The 18,562-nt window shown below is 58.4% G+C and carries 14 protein-coding genes and 1 pseudogene; 8 read left to right on the forward strand and 7 right to left on the reverse strand.

The features are described 5' to 3' along the window. Both ELB75_RS09915 and carA read left to right on the forward strand, forming a co-directional pair. Positions 1–796, forward strand: a protein-coding gene (locus ELB75_RS09915) for an IS5 family transposase (protein ID WP_126982866.1) whose coding sequence is annotated in 2 segments (ribosomal slippage) — positions 1–366 and positions 368–796 — 795 coding nt in all. Because the reading frame shifts where the segments join, the coding sequence is not laid out codon by codon here. A 374-nt stretch (positions 797–1,170) separates the two neighbouring features. Continuing rightward, positions 1,171–2,304 carry a glutamine-hydrolyzing carbamoyl-phosphate synthase small subunit gene (gene carA, locus ELB75_RS09920; RefSeq protein ID WP_126983771.1) on the forward strand — a complete coding sequence of 378 codons (1,134 nt, stop codon included), beginning with the start codon at positions 1,171–1,173 and terminating at the stop codon, positions 2,302–2,304. Between the two features lie 120 nt (positions 2,305–2,424). Here the strand turns inward: carA and ELB75_RS09925 are convergent, their stop codons facing one another. From ELB75_RS09925 to modA, 3 genes are all read right to left on the reverse strand, one after another. Then, entirely contained in the window at positions 2,425–3,114 is a 690-nt protein-coding gene (locus tag ELB75_RS09925; RefSeq protein WP_126983772.1) for an ATP-binding cassette domain-containing protein, read from the reverse strand. Continuing rightward, the gene (gene modB, locus ELB75_RS09930; RefSeq protein ID WP_126983773.1) at positions 3,111–3,782 is read right to left on the reverse strand and encodes a molybdate ABC transporter permease subunit; all 672 of its coding nucleotides are present in this window, start codon (positions 3,780–3,782) and stop codon (positions 3,111–3,113) included. The genes ELB75_RS09925 and modB overlap by 4 nt, the downstream gene beginning before the upstream one ends. A 359-nt stretch (positions 3,783–4,141) precedes the next feature. Continuing rightward, the gene (gene modA, locus ELB75_RS09935; protein WP_126983774.1) at positions 4,142–4,900 is read right to left on the reverse strand and encodes a molybdate ABC transporter substrate-binding protein; all 759 of its coding nucleotides are present in this window, start codon (positions 4,898–4,900) and stop codon (positions 4,142–4,144) included. A gap of 460 nt (positions 4,901–5,360) precedes the next feature. Between modA and cysT the strand changes: the two genes are divergently transcribed. Genes cysT through ELB75_RS09950 form a run of 3 tightly spaced genes read left to right on the forward strand, consistent with a single transcriptional unit; the run spans position 5,361 to position 8,118 of the window. After that, complete coding sequence (gene cysT, locus ELB75_RS09940; protein ID WP_126983775.1) at positions 5,361–6,197, forward strand: sulfate ABC transporter permease subunit CysT; 837 nt, start codon at positions 5,361–5,363, stop codon at positions 6,195–6,197. Continuing rightward, on the forward strand, positions 6,194–7,045 hold the full coding sequence (gene cysW / locus ELB75_RS09945; protein WP_126983776.1) for a sulfate ABC transporter permease subunit CysW: 852 nt from the start codon (positions 6,194–6,196) through the stop codon (positions 7,043–7,045). Before cysT ends, cysW begins: the two co-directional genes overlap by 4 nt. Continuing rightward, the gene (locus tag ELB75_RS09950) at positions 7,042–8,118 is read left to right on the forward strand and encodes a sulfate/molybdate ABC transporter ATP-binding protein (RefSeq protein WP_126983777.1); all 1,077 of its coding nucleotides are present in this window, start codon (positions 7,042–7,044) and stop codon (positions 8,116–8,118) included. The genes cysW and ELB75_RS09950 overlap by 4 nt, the downstream gene beginning before the upstream one ends. Positions 8,119–8,359: 241 nt before the next feature. On the opposite strand, the gene ELB75_RS09955 is transcribed toward ELB75_RS09950, so the two are convergent. Then, positions 8,360–9,004, reverse strand: coding sequence for an HAD-IA family hydrolase (locus tag ELB75_RS09955; RefSeq protein ID WP_126983778.1), 645 nt, complete (start codon positions 9,002–9,004; stop codon positions 8,360–8,362). A 95-nt stretch (positions 9,005–9,099) separates the two neighbouring features. Between ELB75_RS09955 and ELB75_RS12725 the strand changes: the two are divergent. After that, positions 9,100–9,215 (forward strand): annotated as a pseudogene (locus ELB75_RS12725) (IS5/IS1182 family transposase); the annotation flags it as partial. A gap of 14 nt (positions 9,216–9,229) precedes the next feature. Here ELB75_RS12725 and ELB75_RS09960 read toward each other — a convergent pair. The 3 genes from ELB75_RS09960 to ELB75_RS09970 all read right to left on the reverse strand — a co-directional run bounded on the left by ELB75_RS09960 (position 9,230) and on the right by ELB75_RS09970 (position 11,069). Then, on the reverse strand, positions 9,230–9,448 hold the full coding sequence (locus tag ELB75_RS09960; protein ID WP_126983779.1) for a hypothetical protein: 219 nt from the start codon (positions 9,446–9,448) through the stop codon (positions 9,230–9,232). A 102-nt stretch (positions 9,449–9,550) separates the two neighbouring features. Then, entirely contained in the window at positions 9,551–10,057 is a 507-nt protein-coding gene (locus ELB75_RS09965; protein WP_126983780.1) for a hypothetical protein, read from the reverse strand. A 13-nt stretch (positions 10,058–10,070) separates the two neighbouring features. Beyond that, positions 10,071–11,069, reverse strand: a complete 999-nt coding sequence (locus tag ELB75_RS09970) for an RluA family pseudouridine synthase (RefSeq protein ID WP_126983781.1) — start codon at positions 11,067–11,069, stop codon at positions 10,071–10,073. A gap of 703 nt (positions 11,070–11,772) precedes the next feature. On the opposite strand from ELB75_RS09970, the gene ELB75_RS09975 reads away from it, so the two are divergent. Both ELB75_RS09975 and ileS read left to right on the forward strand, forming a co-directional pair. Continuing rightward, complete coding sequence (locus ELB75_RS09975; RefSeq protein ID WP_126983782.1) at positions 11,773–14,589, forward strand: Rne/Rng family ribonuclease; 2,817 nt, start codon at positions 11,773–11,775, stop codon at positions 14,587–14,589. Positions 14,590–15,090: 501 nt separating this feature from the next. After that, positions 15,091–17,877: an isoleucine--tRNA ligase gene (ileS, locus tag ELB75_RS09980; protein WP_126984283.1), complete on the forward strand. Its 2,787-nt coding sequence runs from the start codon at positions 15,091–15,093 to the stop codon at positions 17,875–17,877. Positions 17,878–18,562: the final 685 nt, after the last annotated feature.

Raw genomic sequence — 18,562 nt, forward strand, 5'->3', positions numbered from 1 at the left:
ATGAAATACGAAAACCTCATCCAAAGAAGCGACAGGGAATTCAAACGGCTCACAGGTGTAACGCCCGTCCTTTTTCACGAAATGCTGCAAGTCACCACAGAAGCAGAAAGCCGGAAGGTCAAGTCGGGCAGGCCGCATACGCTCGGTTTGGCAGACCAACTGCTGCTTACCCTAAGCTATCTGCGCCATTACCATACCCAACTCGAATTGGCCGCCATCTATGGCCTTTCCGAAAGTAATGTCTGCCGCACCATCCGTAAAACCGAGGACGCCCTCATCCGTTGCAAACGCTTCTCCCTGCCAAAGCACAAGAATCCGGGCGACCAAACGGTCATCATTGACGTTACCGAAAGCCCGATTGAACGTCCCAAAAAAACAGCGGCAGTATTACAGCGGCAAGAAAAGGCGGCACACGGTTAAAATCCGGGTCATATACGGCAGGGAAACGGAAAAAATCATCAGCATCCGGACGGGGATGGGTGCCCGGCATGACATGCGTTTAGCCAAGAGGCACCTTGCAGAGCTTTATCCCTACAAAATAGTCATTGCGGATAAGGGTTATCAAGGATTGGCCAAAACCGGATTACAGACCCCGAAAAAGAAATCCAAACGTCATCCGCCGGACAAACAGGATAAAGAGGCGAACAGGCGGTTAGGCAAACTCAGAACCGTCATCGAGCACATCAACAGGAAACTGAAGATATTCAAAATATTGTCGCTGCCTTACCGCAACAGGCGGAAACGGTTCGGGTTAAGGGCAAATCTGATTGCAGGACTGGTTAATGCGATGGGATGAATATTTTCGCAAGAGGTCTAATACAAAAAGGCTACCTGAAAAATACGGCGGCCTATTTTGGCTTTGCGGCAACCTGTCTTCCTGCAAAGCCCTCGTTTGAATTTTGCTGAGGCTGTGCTTTCAGGTCGCCTCAAAGCGATGGGTTGGCGTGGATGTGCCAGCCTTTTGTTTTATCTGCCTTCCTTAATTTTCAGGTAGCCTTCGGTAACGTTCAGGCTACCTGAAACCTCTCTGCCCCAACTTGCCCGGCACTCCCGTTGTCCATTAAAATAACGTGCTTCCGGCAGGCAGCACTGCCCGCGCCGAAGCACGTTTTGCCCCGCTTTAAAAGCCGCGAAACGTGTTTTTTTATCCCCCGCATCCGGACACCAATCATGACCACTCCCGCCCTTCTCGTTCTCGCTGACGGCAGCGTATTTCACGGCACATCAATCGGTTACGAAGGTTCGACTTCCGGCGAAGTCGTGTTCAACACTTCCATGACCGGCTATCAGGAAATCCTGACCGACCCGTCCTACTGCAAACAAATCGTCACCCTCACCTACCCCCACATCGGCAACACCGGCACCAACGCCGAAGATGAAGAAAGCCGCAGCGTTTATGCCGCAGGCTTGATTATCCGCGACCTGCCTTTGCTGCACAGCAACTTCCGCGCCTCCGAAAGCCTGCACGACTATCTGGTGCGCAACAAAACCGTTGCCATCGCCGACATCGACACCCGCCGCCTGACCACGCTGCTGCGTGAAAAAGGCGCACAAGGCGGCGCGATTCTGACCGGCGCGGACGCCACGGTTGAAAAAGCGCAAGAACTCATCACCGCGTTCGGCAGCATGGTCGGCAAAGACTTGGCAAAAGAAGTTTCCTGCACAGAAGCCTACGAATGGACCGAAGGCGAATGGGCGCTGGGCAAAGGTTTCGTTACCCCTGCCGAACAACCGTTCCACGTCGTCGCCTACGATTTCGGCGTGAAAACCAACATCCTGCGTATGCTCGCCTCACGCGGCTGCCGCCTGACCGTCGTCCCCGCCCAAACCAGCGCGGAAGACGTGTTGGCACTCAACCCCGACGGCGTGTTCCTCTCCAACGGCCCCGGCGACCCCGAACCTTGCACCTACGCCATCGAAGCCGTGCAAAAACTGATGGCAAGCGGCAAACCCATCTTCGGCATCTGCTTGGGACACCAGCTCATCAGCCTCGCCATCGGTGCAAAAACCCTGAAAATGCACTTCAGCCACCACGGCGCGAACCACCCCGTACAAGACTTGGACAGCGGCAAAGTCGTCATCACCAGCCAAAACCACGGCTTCGCCGTCGATGCAGACACCCTGCCCGCCAACGCAAGGATTACCCACAAATCCTTGTTCGACAACACTTTGCAAGGCATCGAACTGACCGACAAACCCGTGTTCTGCTTCCAAGGTCACCCCGAAGCCAGCCCCGGCCCGCAGGATGTCGGCTATCTGTTTGACAAATTCATTGACAATATGAAAGCGGCGAATCGGGCTTAACTGATTCTTTCTGTTTCAAAAGGCCTTTATCGTACAGCGAAGGCTACCTAAAATTTTAAAGGCTACCTGAAACCATTTTTCGGTTTTCAGGTAGCCTTTTTGCCATTGTTGTTACGGCGCTTAACCGGAAACCCCGTACGCCAGTTTTCCCACCTCCATATGCGCCACTTCCTGCGCGAGGACTTCGCTGTCTTCCGGATCGTGGGTGATGAGCAGCATGGGGATGTCCAGCTCCTGCTGCAAATCCAGCAGCCATTGCCGCATACGGCTGCGCAGGCCGATATCGAGGGCGGAGAAGGGTTCGTCTAAGAGCAGCCAGCGCGGGCTGGCGATGCAGGCGCGGGCGAGGGCGGTGCGCTGGCGCTGGCCGCCGGAGATTTGGTGCGGATAGTGTGCGGCCAGGGAAGCGAGCTGCATTTTTTCCAGCCAAAATTCGGCCAGCTGCGCGGCCTGTTTTTGCGGCGGAGTGCGCCAGCCGTGGCGCAGGCCGAAGGCGATGTTTTGCGCCACGGTCAGGTGCGGGAACAGGGCGTAATCCTGAAACAGCAGCCCGGCCTGCCGCTGTTGCGGCGGCAGCCACAGCCGCTTTTCGGTGTCGCCGTAGCATGTGCCGCCAATGCGCACATGCCCGGCTTGCGGGCGCAACAGCCCAGCCAGCAGCTGCAAAGTGAGGCTTTTGCCCGAGCCGGATTCGCCCACGATAGCCAGCCGTTTGGCTTGGCTTTGGCAGCGACAATCCAGCTCAAAAATCTGCCCGCCGCCGGTAAACCGCGTGTGAAAGGCAAAATCGAAAACCGGTGTGCCGCTCATGCTTTATCCTTTGCTTTGGCCAGATGGTTCACGCTCCACAACACGGCCACACACACCGCCGAAATCAGGATTACCAGCTTGGTGGCCAGCGCGTCGTCGCCGGCCTGCACGGCTTCATATACGGCGATGGAGAGGGTTTGCGTTTGGTTGGGGATGCTGCCGGCAATCATCAGCGTGGCGCCGAATTCGCCCAGCGCGCGGGCAAAGGCCAGAAGCAGGCCGGCCAGGATGCCGCGCCAAGCCAAGGGCAGCGTAACCCGCAAAAACACCGCCCATTCGCCCAAACCGAGCACCCGTGCCGCCTGTTCCAGCTGCGGATTAACCTCTTCAAACGCCGCCCGCGCCGGCTTGCACACCAGCGGGAAGGTAACCGCCGTGGCCGCCAACACCGCGCCCTGCCAAGTAAAAATCAGGCTGATGCCGAAATACTCCTGCAATAGCTGCCCGAGCACGCCGTTGCGCCCGAACAATACCAACAGGTAGTAGCCCATTACGGTGGGCGGCATCACCATCGGCAGCGTGAGCAACACATCCAGCAGGTTGCGCCCGGGAAAGCGGCAGCGCGCCAGCAGCCAGCCCACGGCCACGCCCAGCACGAGGTTCAGCCCGCTCGCCCAAAAGGAGACTTTCAGCGAGAGCAGCAGCGCGGGCAATACGTCTTGAAACACACGGATTCCTTTGAAATAGCGTAATAATGGGTAGGGAAGGGAGCGATTGCTTGAGCTTGCACGATATGGTTTGCGCAGCCATCGCAATTTGGATTTACCGCTAGCCGTTTTTCAGTTGGCAGCGTAGGTTTGGCAATCATCAGAGGCTACCTGAAACTTGGCGGGGCGGATTTTATAGCGGATTAAAAAAAGAAGGTTATTGCGTTGGCTCTCCTTGTCGTACTAGCTGTACTGTTTGCGGCTCGCCGCCTTGCCCTCTCCTTATTTTAATCCACTATATGCCCGCCCGCTGTCATGCCAAAGGCTACCTGAAAGCGTTATTTCACTTTTCAGGTAGCCTCTTTTCCTACCATTCCGGCTTAGCGTCTGGCCGGGTTAAAACCGTATTTCTGCAAAATGCGGCTGCCTTCGCGCGAGCGGATGAAGTCTAAGTAGCGTGTGGCTTCGGCAGCATCTTTGCTGGAAGCAGTTACGGCAATGGCGTAGGAAACCGGTTTTTCCAGCGGCACGGCGCGCACGATGCGCACGCGGTCGCGGATCAGCATGGCATCGGTGCGGTACACAAAGCCAGCACCCACTTCGCCGCGCGATACATAATCCAGCGCCTGGCGCACGTTTTGGGTGGAAATCATTTTGCCTTCCACCGTCTGCCACAGGCCGGCTTTTTCCAGCGCGGCCTTGGTGTAGCGGCCGGCCGGCACGCTGGCGGGGTTGCCCACGGCCACGCGCCGCACCTGCGGTTTGCCCAAATCTTGCAGGGTGTTCACGCGCACATTGGTGGTTTTCGGCTGAATCAGCACCAAGTCGTTCATGGCGAAAGTGCGGCGGCTGGCGGGAGCGATAACCTTGGCTTCGGCAGCCTTATCCATGGTTTCCTGGTCGGCAGTGGCCAGCACGTCCACCGGCGCACCTTGCACCAGCTGTTGCAGCAGCACGCCGGAAGCGGCGGTGTTCAAACGGATTTGCGTATCGGGGTGGGCACGGCCATAGGCAGTGTTGATTTCCTGGAACGCCTCTTTCAGGCTGGCGGCGGCGGAAACGGTAATTTCTTTGGCAGAGGCCGACAGGGCGGCACAAGCCAGGGCAAGCATGAGGGCGGTTTGGCTGAAACGGCGCATGTATCTTCTCCTTTAGGTGGTGTAAATGGTAGCCTCTATCACAAAGAGGAGGTTTAAATCGCGCGAAATTCTAGCAACGGCCTTTTGGCAGGCAATAGTTATTCCGATATAGGCCGAAAGAACTATATCGTGGATTAACAAAAATCAGGACCAGGCGGCGAGCCGCAGACAGTACACACGTTACGGCAAGGCGAGCTAACGCCGTACCGGTTTTTGTTAATCCACTATATAACAAGCCGTTCTTCCCACCAAGACATAGGCGCAAAGGCAAACAGGCGCAGCCTAAGAAGGCTGCCCTGAAAACGGCCGGAACAGACAAACCGCCCTCCCTGCAAACTTTCAGGCAGCCTCCCCTACCCTATATAACCCACCCGCATTTGCAAACAACCAACCGTTCTTTCTGTTTTCCCGCCGCCTTGTTTATAGTGCGGGCTACCTGAAACCCGAATCCACGAATCCCATGCGTTTATTGAAAACCCCCAGCGTACTTCCCGGCTTCAACCTGAGCCTGGGCATTACCGTATTGTGCCTTTCGCTTTTGGTGGTGCTGCCCTTTGCCATGATGGCGGTGAAAACCGCGCAGATGGGGTGGGCGGCGTTTTGGCACACGGTGTCCGAGCCGCGCGTGCTCGCTTCGGTGTGGCTGAGTTTGCGCATGTCGTTCTTCGCCATGCTCACCAACATCGTGTTCGGCACGCTGGTGGCCTGGGTGCTGGTGCGCTATGAGTTTCCGGGGCGGCATTTGGCCAACGCGCTGGTAGACCTGCCCTTCGCGCTGCCCACGGCGGTTACCGGCATTGCGCTGGCCACGCTGTACGCGCCCAACGGCTGGATCGGGCGCTGGTTTGCCAAAATGGATATTCAGGTAGCCTTCACGCCCAAGGGGATTTGGATTGCGCTGGTGTTTGTGAGCCTGCCGTTTATCGTGCGCGCGGTGCAGCCGGTGCTGGAAGAATTGTCGGGCGAATACGAAGAGGCGGCGGCCTCGCTGGGCGCGGGGCGGCTCACCACCTTCCGCCGCGTCATCCTGCCGGAAATCGCGCCCGCGCTGCTCACCGGGGCGGGCATGATGTTTGCCCGCGCCACGGGCGAATTCGGATCGGTGATTTTCATTGCAAGCAATATCCCGATGGAATCGGAAATCCTGCCGCTCATCATCACCGGCAAGCTGGAGCAATACGATGTGCAGGGCGCATCGGCCGTGGCGCTGTTTATGCTGCTGATTTCCTTCTTCATCCTGTTTGCGCTCAATATCGGCCAGTGGGCGCTGGGCAAACGCGGGGGTGCGAAAGCATGAAAACCAATCCGAACATCACCGAGCCCAGATGGCTGCAATGGCTGCTTATCGGCACCGCGCTGGCTTTTCTGCTGCTGATGCTGGTCATCCCGCTCGCGGCGGTGTTTTACGAAGCCCTGCGCGAGGGCTGGCAAACCTATCTGGAATCGCTCACCAACCCCGAAGCCCGCGCCGCCATCCGCCTCACGCTGATTGCCGCCGCCATCGTGGTGCCCGCCAACGCGGTACTCGGCATCGCCATGGCTTGGCTGCTCACCCGTTTCGACTTTCGCGGCAAGCAGCTGTTCACCACCCTGCTCGACCTGCCCTTTTCCGTGTCGCCCGTGGTGGCCGGGCTGATGTTTGTGATGCTGTTCGGCGCGCACACCGCCTTGGGCGGCTGGCTGGAGGCGCGGGGCGTGCAGATTATCTTCGCCATTTCCGGCATCATCCTCGCCACCCTGTTCGTCACTTTCCCCTTCGTAGCCCGCGAGCTCATCCCGCTGATGCAGGCACAGGGCGAAAGCGAAGAGCAAGCCGCACTGATTTTGGGCGCGAACGGTTGGCAGATGTTTTGGCGCATCACCCTGCCCAACATCAAATGGGCGCTGCTCTACGGCCTCATCCTCACCAATGCCCGCGCCATGGGCGAATTCGGCGCGGTGAGCGTGGTGTCCGGCCACATCCGCGGCGAAACCAACACCATCCCGCTTTTGGTGGAAATCCTTTACAACGAATACCGCTTCACCGCCGCCTTCGCCCTCTCCAGCCTCTTGGCCGTGCTCGCCATCGCCACGCTGGCGCTGCAAGGCATCCTCACCCGCATCCAAAACCGCAAACTGGCCGCCGCCGCAAGGAGCAAGCAATGAGCATCACCATCCAAAACATCAATAAACACTTCGGCAGCTTCCACGCCCTGCAAAACATCCGCCTCGAAGTGCCCACCGGCAAGCTCGTCTCCCTGCTGGGCCCCTCCGGCTGCGGCAAAACCACCCTGCTGCGAATCATCGCCGGGCTGGAAAACGCCGACAGCGGGCAAATCCTGTTCGACGGCCAAGACGTAACCCGCCAGCATGTGCGCGAGCGCAAAGTCGGCTTCGTCTTCCAACACTACGCCCTCTTCCGCCACATGAACGTGGCCGACAACATCGCCTTCGGCCTCACCGTACTGCCCCGCGCCCAACGCCCGTCCAAAGCCCGAATCCGCGAAAAAGTGACCGGCCTGCTCAAGCTCGTGCAGCTCGAACACCTCGCCAAATCCTATCCCCACCAAATCTCCGGCGGCCAGCGCCAGCGCATCGCACTCGCCCGCGCCTTGGCCGTAGGGCCCAAACTGCTGCTGCTCGACGAGCCCTTCGGCGCGCTGGATGCCAAAGTGCGCAAAGAGCTGCGCACCTGGCTGCGCCGGCTGCACCACGAGCTCGGCATCACCAGCATCCTCGTTACCCACGACCAAGAAGAAGCCCTGGAAATTTCCGACCAAATCGTCGTCATGAACCACGGCCGCATCGAACAATCCGGCAGCGCCGACACCCTCTACAGGCTACCTGAAAACGCCTTCGTAACCGAATTCCTCGGCGAAACCGACTCCTTCGAAGGCCGCATCGAACGCGGGCAGTGGCACTACCGGGGCTACGCCTGGCCGCTGCCGCCGGGCAAACGCTGGCAGGAACAGAGCGCCCTAGGCTACATCCGCCCGCACGAATGGCAGATTGACCCCGAACGCCCCATGCTCCGCGCCGCCATCGAAAGCCTGCACCACACCGGCGCCCTCACCCGCCTCACCCTGCGCGAACAAGCCCCCAACGGCCAAACCCTGCAAGCCAGCTTCGCCGCCACCGAAGCCGACCGCCTCGGCCTCGCCCCCGGCCAAATCCTGCCGCTCGCCCCCCAGCAGGTGTACGTGTTCAGCCACAGCGATTTGATCGAATACGCCATTTAGCCCAGGCAAAACCGAATGGCAAAGGCTACCTGAAAACATCGGCTTCAATGAAGCCAAAACCTTTCAGGTAGCCTTTTCCGCTATATAGTGGATTAACAAAAATCAGGACAAGGCGAGACAACGCTATACTGGTTTTTGTTAATTCACTATATAGGCGGCAGGGTGTGGCGCACCCAGCATCTCAAGCCCTGCCCATGCTTCAAAGGCTACCTAAAAACAGGTTTCAGGTAGCCTTTATCCTTTACTCCGCCAGCCAAGCCGCCAAGCCGGTCAGGCTGTCGAGCATGGCCAGGTGCGGGGCGGTTTGCAGTTGGTCGGGGGTGTGGGCGCCGGTGGTGAGGGCGATGGCGGGGCTTCGGGCGTTGTGCGCCATGTGCAAATCGTGGGTGGTGTCGCCGATTACCAGGGCTTCGGCCGGATGCACGCCCAATTCGTCGCAGATGGAGAGCACCATTTCCGGCTGGGGCTTGGAGGCGCATTCGTCGACGGTGCGGGTGGCGAGAAAGAGGCTGCGCGTGCCGGTTTCGTCCAGGGCGGCATCGAGCCCGCGCCGGCCTTTGCCGGTGGCCACGGCGAGCCAGTAGTGCTGTTGCAGCCGCTGCAGTGTATTGCCCGTGTCGGGGAATAAAACGGTTTGCTCGCGGCGGTGGTGGAATTCGTGCTGATAGGCGCAGATGGCGGCTTCAGTTTGCTGTTGGTCCAGCTGCGGGCACAGGCGGCGCAGGGCTTCGCGCAGGCTCAGACCGATGGTGGCGCGGATGTCGGCCTCGGCGGGCGGCGGCCAGCCGAAGCGGCAAAAAGAGTTTTGCACGCCCTGCACGATTTGGGCGGTGGAATCGGCCAAGGTGCCGTCCCAATCGAAAATCAATACGCGGTAGGGTTTCATAGGGATTCCTTGATGTGTTGGGTTTGGGCTACCTGAATTTTCAGGTATAGCTAAAATTCTTATTTTTTCCTACTGCGTTGGCTCGCCTGGCATGAAGAAATAATTATAGTGGATTAAATTTAAATCAGGACAAGGCGGCGAGCCGCAGACAGTACAAATAGTACGGCAAGGCGAGACAACGCTGTACTGGTTTAAATTTAATCCACTATATTTCAGCTATCCGCCTCACTTGAAGCTGCGCCCTGCGCCGTGCAGCAAGGCGTTAATCATGATTTCATCGGCTTCCGCCTCGGCTTGGCGGCATACCGTTTCCTGCCGGATGATTTCCTCCAAATCGGCACGGCCGCTCTCTGCGGGCTGGGTGATCACCTGCTTGGGGCGCTCCAAAGAAAAGCCTTCCGGCAGAATCACTTTGAATTTGGGTTGTTGATCGTTTTGCTGCATATCTTTCCTTTTTGGCTAAATGGCAAACAGGCTACCTGAAAAACGAAGCCGGAATCATGGGCACACTTTTTTCAGGTAGCCCCTTCCGAACACCGACACCGGCTAAAGCTGCGATCCATAGAGGCTCAGGGCGCTTCGCAGCTGCTGCTGCACATTCCGATGCCCGCCGTGCATAACGTGGCTGTATGGAACCAACACCTGCTTCTTGCTCTCGGCATGGCGGCAATCATACGGCGCATACCGGCTGTCTCCCCGCAAACACAAAGCTGCAAAATCCGTGCTCCAGCCGTTGGCACGGATTGTGTGCTCCCGAACATCCTCGATATCCGCCCAGCGCACCAGCCGCTCCCTGCCCCATACGGAACGCAGCACCACGCCCTGCTGCGTCAGCACAACCGGCCGAAAGCCCGTGATGCAGCGCAGCCACACCAGCACAAACAGCCCGCCCACTGCGGCAAACAGCCCCCAAAGCACATCAACAAAAGTATCGCGTGCCGCCGAATCGCTCCAGCTCAGAAGCAAAAACGCAAACCCGAGAAAAAACGCCGCTCCCGGCAACAGCCATAGGCTGCAACGGAAAAAACTGATACGCAACTCGTATTCCATCATTCACCTCCCGCCATCAACACGCCGATTTTTCAGGTAGCCCTTGCTCCTGCCGCAAGCCCTCCAGCATCTGACGCAGCTCTTCCGGCAGCGGCGCGGTGAGCACCAGCGTTTCGCCGCTTGCCGGGTGTTCGAGCTCCAAGCGGTGGGCGTGCAGGAACATGCGTTTGAGGCCGAGCTTTTTCAGGCGGCGGTTGGCGGTGTAGTCGCCGTAGCGTTCGTCGCCGGCAATCGGGCAGTTTTGCGACTGCATGTGCACGCGGATTTGGTGGGTGCGGCCGGTACGCAGCGTGGCTTCCATCAGGCTCAGGGCGGAAAGCCCCACTCCATGCAGCGGCGCGCCTCCGAAGCTTTCCAGCACGCGGAACAGCGTGTGCGCGCTCTGCCCTTCTTCGCTCACGCGCACCATTTTCTCGCCTGCCGCGCCGGTGTATTTGAACAGCGGCAGCTTTACCTGCCGCACATCCTGCGGCCACACACCCACGCCCAGTGCCAAATATACTTTTTTCGGCTTGTCATTGCGCCAGGCTTCGTGCAGCTTCACCAATGCGCCGCGCTTTTTGGCCACCACCAATAATCCGCTGGTATCTTTGTCCAGCCGGTGCACCAATTCCAAATAACGCGCCTGCGGCCGGGCGCGGCGCAGCTGTTCGATCACGCCGAAGCTCACGCCGCTGCCGCCGTGCACGGCCACGCCGGAAGGTTTGTCCACCACCAAAAGGTGCTCGTCTTCAAACACAATGTCAAACTCGCGCGGCGGCACGGCAGCCTCGGCCGGCTCGGCTTTCTGCGCCAGCCGGATCGGCGGGATCCTCACTTCGTCGCCCGCGGCCAAGCGGCTGTCGGCAGCGGCGCGCTTTTTGTTCACACGCACTTCGCCGCCCCGGATGATGCGGTGGATATGGCTCTTGGGCACGCCTTTGAGCAGGCGGATGAGGAAGTTATCCAAACGCTGCCCGGCGGCGGCTTCGTCCACGCTCAAATAATTGACTGAATTTTTGCTAATTGCTGGCATTTTCTCTATAATCCCCTCCCTGCCGACACCGTGCCCGGGCTACCTGAAAGCCAAGCTTCAACAAAGCGAAAAACAAAGGGTGCCGCCGGGTTGGCAAGTTGATTGTTTACTGTTTATTTTATCGTAAAAAGACAATTCCGAACGGCTTTTCTCTGCCTGCCGCGCATTTTGGCGGGCAGATTGAAATAGTAATTGAGTTTACGGCTCCGGCAGCCCAAACGGCCTAAGACGCGACCAGCGTGCCGCCGCACCCGCTGCCGGGCTTAAAGAAGACCACAACACCGAATTAATAACGGATTTAAGTTAAACCAAAGCCAAGCGGCAAGCCGCAACCCAAGCAGTACGGCAAAACAAGCCAACACAGCTTTGCTTTAAAATCAATCCGCTATACTCCGCCGTAAGCGGCCGCCATCCGGCCTGCCGCGGTATTCCAAATCGGCCGCCCGTCCGGCGGCCGGCGTGGTAGCGATGCCCGCCCCGCTCTTTCACTACCTTCTTTACCGTTTTCTGCCCGCGCCCGATGCCGGCTGCCCAACCGCCACGGCGGTTTGCCGCACACCGCGCTTCAGGCCTGCACAATAACGGCTGCCGGTTTTCACTTCGTTGAATCTTTATTTTCAGGTAGCCTTCCCCAACGGCAGCAAAGCGGCCAAACTGATTACACGCTTCGGAATTGCAAACCAAACAAAAGGTTAGCAATATCATGAAACGTATGTTATTTAACGCCACCCAGGCCGAAGAGCTGCGCGTGGCGATTGTCGACGGGCAAAACCTGCTCGATCTCGACATTGAAACGCTGGGCAAAGAACAGCGCAAAGGCAATATCTACAAAGGCATCATCACCCGCATCGAGCCCTCGCTCGAGGCCTGCTTCGTGGATTACGGCACCGACCGCCACGGCTTCCTCCCCTTCAAAGAAGTTTCCCGCGCCTACTTCCAAGACTACGACGGCGGCCGCGCCCGCATCCAAGACGTATTGCAAGAAGGCATGCAGGTCATCGTGCAGGTGGAAAAAGACGAACGCGGTAACAAAGGTGCCGCGCTCACTACCTTCATCAGCCTGGCCGGCCGCTATCTCGTGCTCATGCCGAACAATCCGCGCGGTGGAGGCATTTCCCGCCGTATCGAAGGCGAAGAGCGCCAAGAGCTCAAAGCCGCCATGAGCGAGCTTGATGTGCCGCCCGGCATGAGTCTGATCGCCCGCACCGCCGGCATCGGCCGCAGCGTGGAAGAGTTGCAATGGGATTTCAACTACCTATTGCAACTGTGGCGCGCCATCGAAGAAGCCGGCAACGCCCATCAAGACCCTTATCTCCTCTTCATGGAGAGCTCCCTGCTCATCCGCGCCATCCGCGACCACTACCGTTCCGACATCGGCGAAATCCTCATCGACAACCGCGAAGTGTTCGACCAAGTGCAGGAATTCATGAGCTATGTGATGCCGCACAACGTGGGCAAGCTCAAATACTACGACGACCACATCCCGCTCTTCTCCCGCTTCCAAATCGAGCACCAAATCGAAAGCGCCTTCTCGCGCTCCGTGAGCCTGCCTTCCGGCGGCGCCATCGTGATCGACCACACCGAAGCCCTGGTTTCCGTAGACGTGAACTCCGCCCGCTCCACCCGCGGCGCCGACATCGAAGAAACCGCCTTCCAAACCAATATGGAAGCCGCCGAAGAAGTGGCCCGCCAAATGCGCCTGCGCGACTTGGGCGGCCTGATCGTGATCGACTTCATCGACATGGAAAACCCCAAGCACCAGCGCGATGTGGAAAACACCCTGCGCGACGCGCTGCGGAAAGACCGCGCCCGCGTGCAGATGGGCAAACTTTCCCGCTTCGGCCTGCTTGAGCTTTCCCGCCAACGCCTGCGCCCCTCCCTGGGCGAAAGCAGCCACGTGGCCTGCCCACGCTGCGCCGGCACCGGCGTGATTCGCGGCATCGAATCCACCGCCCTGCACGTGTTGCGCATCATCCAAGAAGAAGCGATGAAGGACAACACCGAAGAAGTGCACGCCCAAGTGCCGGTGGACGTGGCCACCTTCCTGCTCAACGAAAAACGCGCCGAGCTGTTCGGCCTGGAAGAGCGGTTGGACGTATCCATCCTGATGATTCCCAACACCCATCTGGAAAACCCGCACTACAACATCACCCGCGTGCGCCCCGACGACGTGGACGACGACGCCGAGCCCAGCTACAAACAAGTCGAAATCCCCGAAGAAGACGACAGCCAAACCTTGGAAATCGGCCGCCAAGCCAAGCCGGTGAAACCCGAGCCCGCGGTAAAAGGCATCAAACACAGCAGCCCCGCCCCCGTGGTGCAACAGCCTGCCGAACCCGGCCTGCTGGCCGGTATCGGCGCCTGGTTTGCCAAATTGTTCGGCGGCGGCGAAACCAAACCTGCCGAAGCCCCCGCAGCCAACAATGGGCGTAATGGCGGCAATCGCGGCAAAGCCCCGCAAAACCGCAACCGCCGCAACCGCAGCCAGCAGCGCGGCCAAAACCAAAACGGCAACAGCCGCCCGCCGCGCCAGCAAGCTGCCGACGATGCCGAAACCTTGGGTAACCGCGCCCCGCAACAGCTGGCTGAAAAATCCGCTGCCGAGCAGCAATCCAACCCGCGCCAACGCCGCCGCCAACGCAAAGACAGCGATGTTCAGGTAGCCTCGGCCGAAAACGACAAGCTGCAGACTGCTCGCCAAGCGGTTGATATTCCCGAACGCTTTGCTGACGAAACCGGCAGCCCTGCGGAAAACCAAGAGCGTGGCAGCGAACACGGCGATCGCGAGCGCAACAATGAGCGCGGCGAACGCAACGAACGCCGCTCCGGCCGCGACCGCCGCCAAGAAAACGGCCAACGCAACGGCAAAGGCCGTGGCCGCCAGCGCAACATCCCCTCTGCGCAGAAAATCATCCAATATCTGGATATTCCGCTGCAAGCCGAGCTGGTGAAATCCGCTGCCGACGTGGTATTGGGCCTGCACACCGAAGCACCCGCCCCCATGCTGCAGCCTGATGAGACCGACATCGACAAACCGCTGGTCATCACCATCCCCGAAGTGGTCGATGAAGCCGATGCGCCCACCTTCGTGTTTGCCGAAGAAAACACCGCCGAAGCCGTGGAAGATGCCGAAGCCGTCAACCCGGCTGCCGTTGCGGAAACGGCGCGGGAAGAAGCCGTTGTGGTGGAAACCGTGGCCGTAGAAACCTCATCCGTCGAAACCCAAGCCGCTCCGGAAGCTGCTCCTGTTGATGATTCCATCGCTGCCGCAGCCCAAGCTGTAGAAACTGCAGCGGCAGCCGTAGCACAACCCGCGCCGCAACAACAAACCGCAGCCGAACCCACAGCCGCCGACCTAGGTGGTCTAGTATTGGTGCAAACCGATCCCGCCGCGCTCACCGCCGTTCAGCCCGAGCCCGAACAGCCCAAAGGCCTGCGCCGCGCCGATGTTGCCCCCGCCGCCCCGGCCGCCGTGCCCGAACCGCAGCAACTGCAGCAAGTGGAAACCCACCACAGCTGATCTATGTTTTCAGGTAGCCTGCCCAGGCCACAAACCAACCGCCCCGAACAAATGCTTGGGGCGGTTTGTTATCGGCGATTTGAGGCTACCTGAAATCTAATCGCAAAATAGCCGAACGGATTTTGGAATAAAGTCGGCGCAAGGCGGCGAGCTGCAGGCGACACAAAAATTCGGCAAGACGAACCCATGCCGTGCCAAATTAGGTTGACTTGCCATACGGCAGGGCGGCGAGCCAACACCGCATGAAATGAAGCGCTTCAGCCATAGTAAACCAACTCATCCCCCGCCCCCTATTTTCAGGTAGCCTCCCCTCCCGCCTGAGGCCGACTGAAAACATTGCTACCCGTTTTATGGTGGATTACTCGGCTGAAACCCGCTTTCAGGTAGCCTTTTGTGCCAAATCCTTATAAAATCGGCAACTTGTTTTTTACTCATTCCGGCACGGCAGGCAAGCTGCAACCGCCCGCCATACAGCCGCACTCAAACCACTCCGAGACCACCATGACCGACTACTCCCAAACCGTAAACCTCTACGAATCCCCCTTCCCCATGCGCGGCAATCTGGCCAAGCGCGAACCGGCGTGGGTGAAGCAGTGGCAGGACGAAAAACGTTATCAGAAGCTGCGCCAAATTGCCGCCGGCCGCCCCAAATTCATCCTGCACGACGGCCCGCCCTATGCCAACGGCGACATCCACATCGGTCATGCGGTCAATAAAATCCTGAAAGACATCATCATCCGCAGCAAAACGCTGGCGGGCTTCGACGCGCCCTATGTGCCGGGCTGGGACTGCCACGGCCTGCCGATTGAAGTGATGGTGGAAAAACTGCACGGCAAGGAAATGCCGCCCAGCAAGTTCCGCGAGCTGTGCCGCCAATATGCCGCCGAGCAGATTCTGCGCCAGAAAAAAGACTTTATCCGCCTGGGCGTGATTGGCGATTGGGAAAACCCCTACCTGACCATGGACTATAAAACCGAAGCCGACACCGTGCGCACGCTGGGCGAAATTTACAAAGCAGGCTACCTGTATCGCGGCGCGAAGCCCGTGCAATTCTGCTTGGACTGCGGCTCGTCGCTGGCCGAGGCCGAAGTGGAATACAAAGACAAAACCTCTCACGCGATTGACGTGGCCTACCGCTTTCAAGACAACGCCGCACTGGCCAAGGCTTTCAGGCTGCCTGAAATCTCCGGCGACGCGTTTGCCGTGATTTGGACCACCACCCCGTGGACGCTGCCCGCTACTCAGGCAGTTTCTGCCGGCGCAGACATCGTGTACCAACTGATCGACACGCCGCGCGGCAAACTGGTGCTGGCCAAAGATTTGGCCGAAGCCGCACTGGAACGCTATGGTTTTTCAGGTAGCCCTATACTTGCCGAATGTACTGGTGCCGATTTAGAAAATATACTGGCTGAACATCCGCTTATTGATGGTCGAGATATCCCAGTAATCAACGGCGACCACGTAACTACCGAAGCCGGTACCGGTCTCGTGCACACCGCCCCCGCGCACGGTTTGGAAGACTATTTCGTCTGCAACCAATACGGCATCGAGCTCTACAACCCCGTGAACGCGCAAGGCCGCTATATCGCCGAAGTGCCGCGCTTGGCAGGCATGACCGTGTGGGAAGCCAACCAGCCGATTATCGACTGGCTGCAAGAAAACGGCCGCCTGCTCGCCCACGGCAAAATCGAACACAGCTACGCCCACTGCTGGCGGCACAAAACCCCGCTGATTTACCGCGCCACCGGCCAATGGTTTATCGGCATGGACAAAGCCGGCACAGACGGCAAAACCCTGCGCGACAAAGCCCTGAAAGCCGTGGACGACACCGAATTCTTCCCCGCCTGGGGACGTGCGCGGCTGGAAGCCATGATTGAAGGCCGCCCCGACTGGGTGGTGAGCCGCCAGCGTTTCTGGGGCACGCCGATGACCTTCTTCGCCCACAAAGAAACCGGCGAGCTGCACCCCGATTCCGCCGCGTTGTTGGAAAAAGTCGCCCTGCTCATCGAGAAAAAAGGCATCAACGCCTGGTTTGAGCTGGATAAAGCCGAGCTGCTGTCGCCCGAAGACTGCGAGCAATACGACAAACTGCCCGACACCATGGACGTGTGGTTCGATTCAGGCAGCACCCACTTCTCCGTGCTGAAACAGCGCCCCGAGCTCGCCTGGCCGGCCGATTTGTATCTGGAAGGCAGCGACCAGCACCGCGGCTGGTTCCAATCCTCCATGCTCACCGGCTGCGCCACCCTCGGCCGCGCGCCCTACAAACAACTGCTCACCCACGGCTTCGTGGTCGATCAGAACGGGCGCAAAATGTCCAAATCCATCGGCAACGTGGTCGCCCCGCAGGAGGTGTATAACGAATTCGGCGCCGACATCCTGCGCCTGTGGGCCGCCGCCACCGATTACAGCGGCGAACTGGCGATTTCCAAAGAAATCCTCAAACGCGTAACCGAAAGCTACCGCCGCATCCGCAACACGCTCAGCTTCCTGTTTGCCAACCTCAAAGACTTCAACCCGATTGAAGACGCCGTGCCGCAGGCCGACATGGTGGAAATCGACCGCTACGCCCTCGTGCTGGCGCGCCAGTTGCAGGAGAAAGTTTCAGGTAGCCACTACCCGCGCTACGCCTTCCACTTCGCCGTGCAGGACATCGTACAGTTCTGCTCCGAAGACCTCGGTGCGTTCTATCTGGACATCCTGAAAGACCGTCTCTACACCACCAAAAAAGACGGCCACGCCCGCCGCAGCGCGCAAACCGCGCTCTACCACATCACCCGCAGCCTCGTGCTTTTGATGTCGCCCATCCTCTGCTTCACTGCCGAAGAAGCGTGGGACATCATCGGCGGCGGCGAAGAAGACAGCGTGCTCTACCACACCCTGCACGACTTCCCGCCCATCCCCGCCGCCGGCGAAGCCGCACTCACGGAAAAATGGACGCACATCCGCGAAGCCCGCGCCGTTGTAAACGCCGCCATCGAGCCGCTGCGTGCCGACAAAACCGTCGGCTCGTCCTTGCAGGCCGAAGTCGTCCTCACCGCGCCCGAACCGCAATACGGCTACCTGAAAGCACTCGGCAGCGAACTGCGCTTCGCCATGCTCGTTTCCAAAATCGAGCTGCAAAAAGGCGGCGAGCTCACCGCCGAAGTCCGCCCCAGCACTGAGGCCAAATGCGAACGCTGCTGGCACTATGTGGACAGCGTAGGCAGCGTTGCCGCCCACCCCACCCTGTGCGTCCGCTGCGCCGGGAATGTGGATGGCAAAGGCGAAGAGCGGGATTACGCCTAAGCCGGTTGAGGCTACCTGAAAGCATCAGCCTCAACGAAATTAAACTATCCGCAGCAAAAAGGTGGGCATTGGTTGCCCACCTTTTTTCAGGTAGCCTGAAAGCGCATATATAGTGAATTAAATTTGAACCAGTACAGCGCTGTCTCGCCTTGCCGTAACGTGTGTACTGTCTGCGGCTCGCCACCTTGTCCTGATTTTTGTTAATCTACTATAGTTTAAAGCTTTGTTTCTTCAGTCCGCAGAGTATGCCATGATTAGGCCTTCAAAGTTGAGTATTGAACTATTCTGTTTTTAATTGACTATAATGATTTCTATACCCAGCATACGAAAGAGTTGATACACGGATAGGATGGGTCTCCACCCATCAATCCTTATATGCTTTACAATGGTGGGCTGAAGCCCACCCTACAAATGTATCTATTTCAAAATATGTTAGCTATACATACACGGTATCGAGTCGCGGCAGTCGTCGGTCGGGCTTTTGAATCTAACGCTTGCTTGCTATTTACTGAATAAGATGCATAAAATTTTAGGAGCAATGGAAATGGCTAACCTAGCAGGGTTATTTTATAGATATAATCTAGATAAATGCATTACTATTCAAGTCAAGTCCTATATGGCAATATTTCCTATTTTTACCATATTAATATCTTTTTATAGAAAATTAATTATCTCATTATTTATA

This window comes from Eikenella corrodens (genome assembly GCF_003990355.1).
Taxonomy (GTDB): domain Bacteria; phylum Pseudomonadota; class Gammaproteobacteria; order Burkholderiales; family Neisseriaceae; genus Eikenella; species Eikenella corrodens_B.

Bases quoted from the DNA above. Each gene is read 5' to 3' on its own strand.
- modA (WP_126983774.1), bottom strand. From the start codon at position 4,900: ATGCGCCGTTTCAGCCAAACCGCCCTCATGCTTGCCCTGGCTTGTGCC.
- cysT (WP_126983775.1), top strand. From the start codon at position 5,361: ATGCGTTTATTGAAAACCCCCAGCGTACTTCCCGGCTTCAACCTGAGC.
- ELB75_RS09925 (WP_126983772.1), bottom strand. From the start codon at position 3,114: ATGAGCGGCACACCGGTTTTCGATTTTGCCTTTCACACGCGGTTTACC.
- cysW (WP_126983776.1), top strand. From the start codon at position 6,194: ATGAAAACCAATCCGAACATCACCGAGCCCAGATGGCTGCAATGGCTG.
- ELB75_RS09975 (WP_126983782.1), top strand. From the start codon at position 11,773: ATGAAACGTATGTTATTTAACGCCACCCAGGCCGAAGAGCTGCGCGTG.
- ELB75_RS09965 (WP_126983780.1), bottom strand. From the start codon at position 10,057: ATGATGGAATACGAGTTGCGTATCAGTTTTTTCCGTTGCAGCCTATGG.
- ELB75_RS09960 (WP_126983779.1), bottom strand. From the start codon at position 9,448: ATGCAGCAAAACGATCAACAACCCAAATTCAAAGTGATTCTGCCGGAA.
- carA (WP_126983771.1), top strand. From the start codon at position 1,171: ATGACCACTCCCGCCCTTCTCGTTCTCGCTGACGGCAGCGTATTTCAC.
- ELB75_RS09950 (WP_126983777.1), top strand. From the start codon at position 7,042: ATGAGCATCACCATCCAAAACATCAATAAACACTTCGGCAGCTTCCAC.
- ELB75_RS09955 (WP_126983778.1), bottom strand. From the start codon at position 9,004: ATGAAACCCTACCGCGTATTGATTTTCGATTGGGACGGCACCTTGGCC.
- ileS (WP_126984283.1), top strand. From the start codon at position 15,091: ATGACCGACTACTCCCAAACCGTAAACCTCTACGAATCCCCCTTCCCC.
- ELB75_RS09970 (WP_126983781.1), bottom strand. From the start codon at position 11,069: ATGCCAGCAATTAGCAAAAATTCAGTCAATTATTTGAGCGTGGACGAA.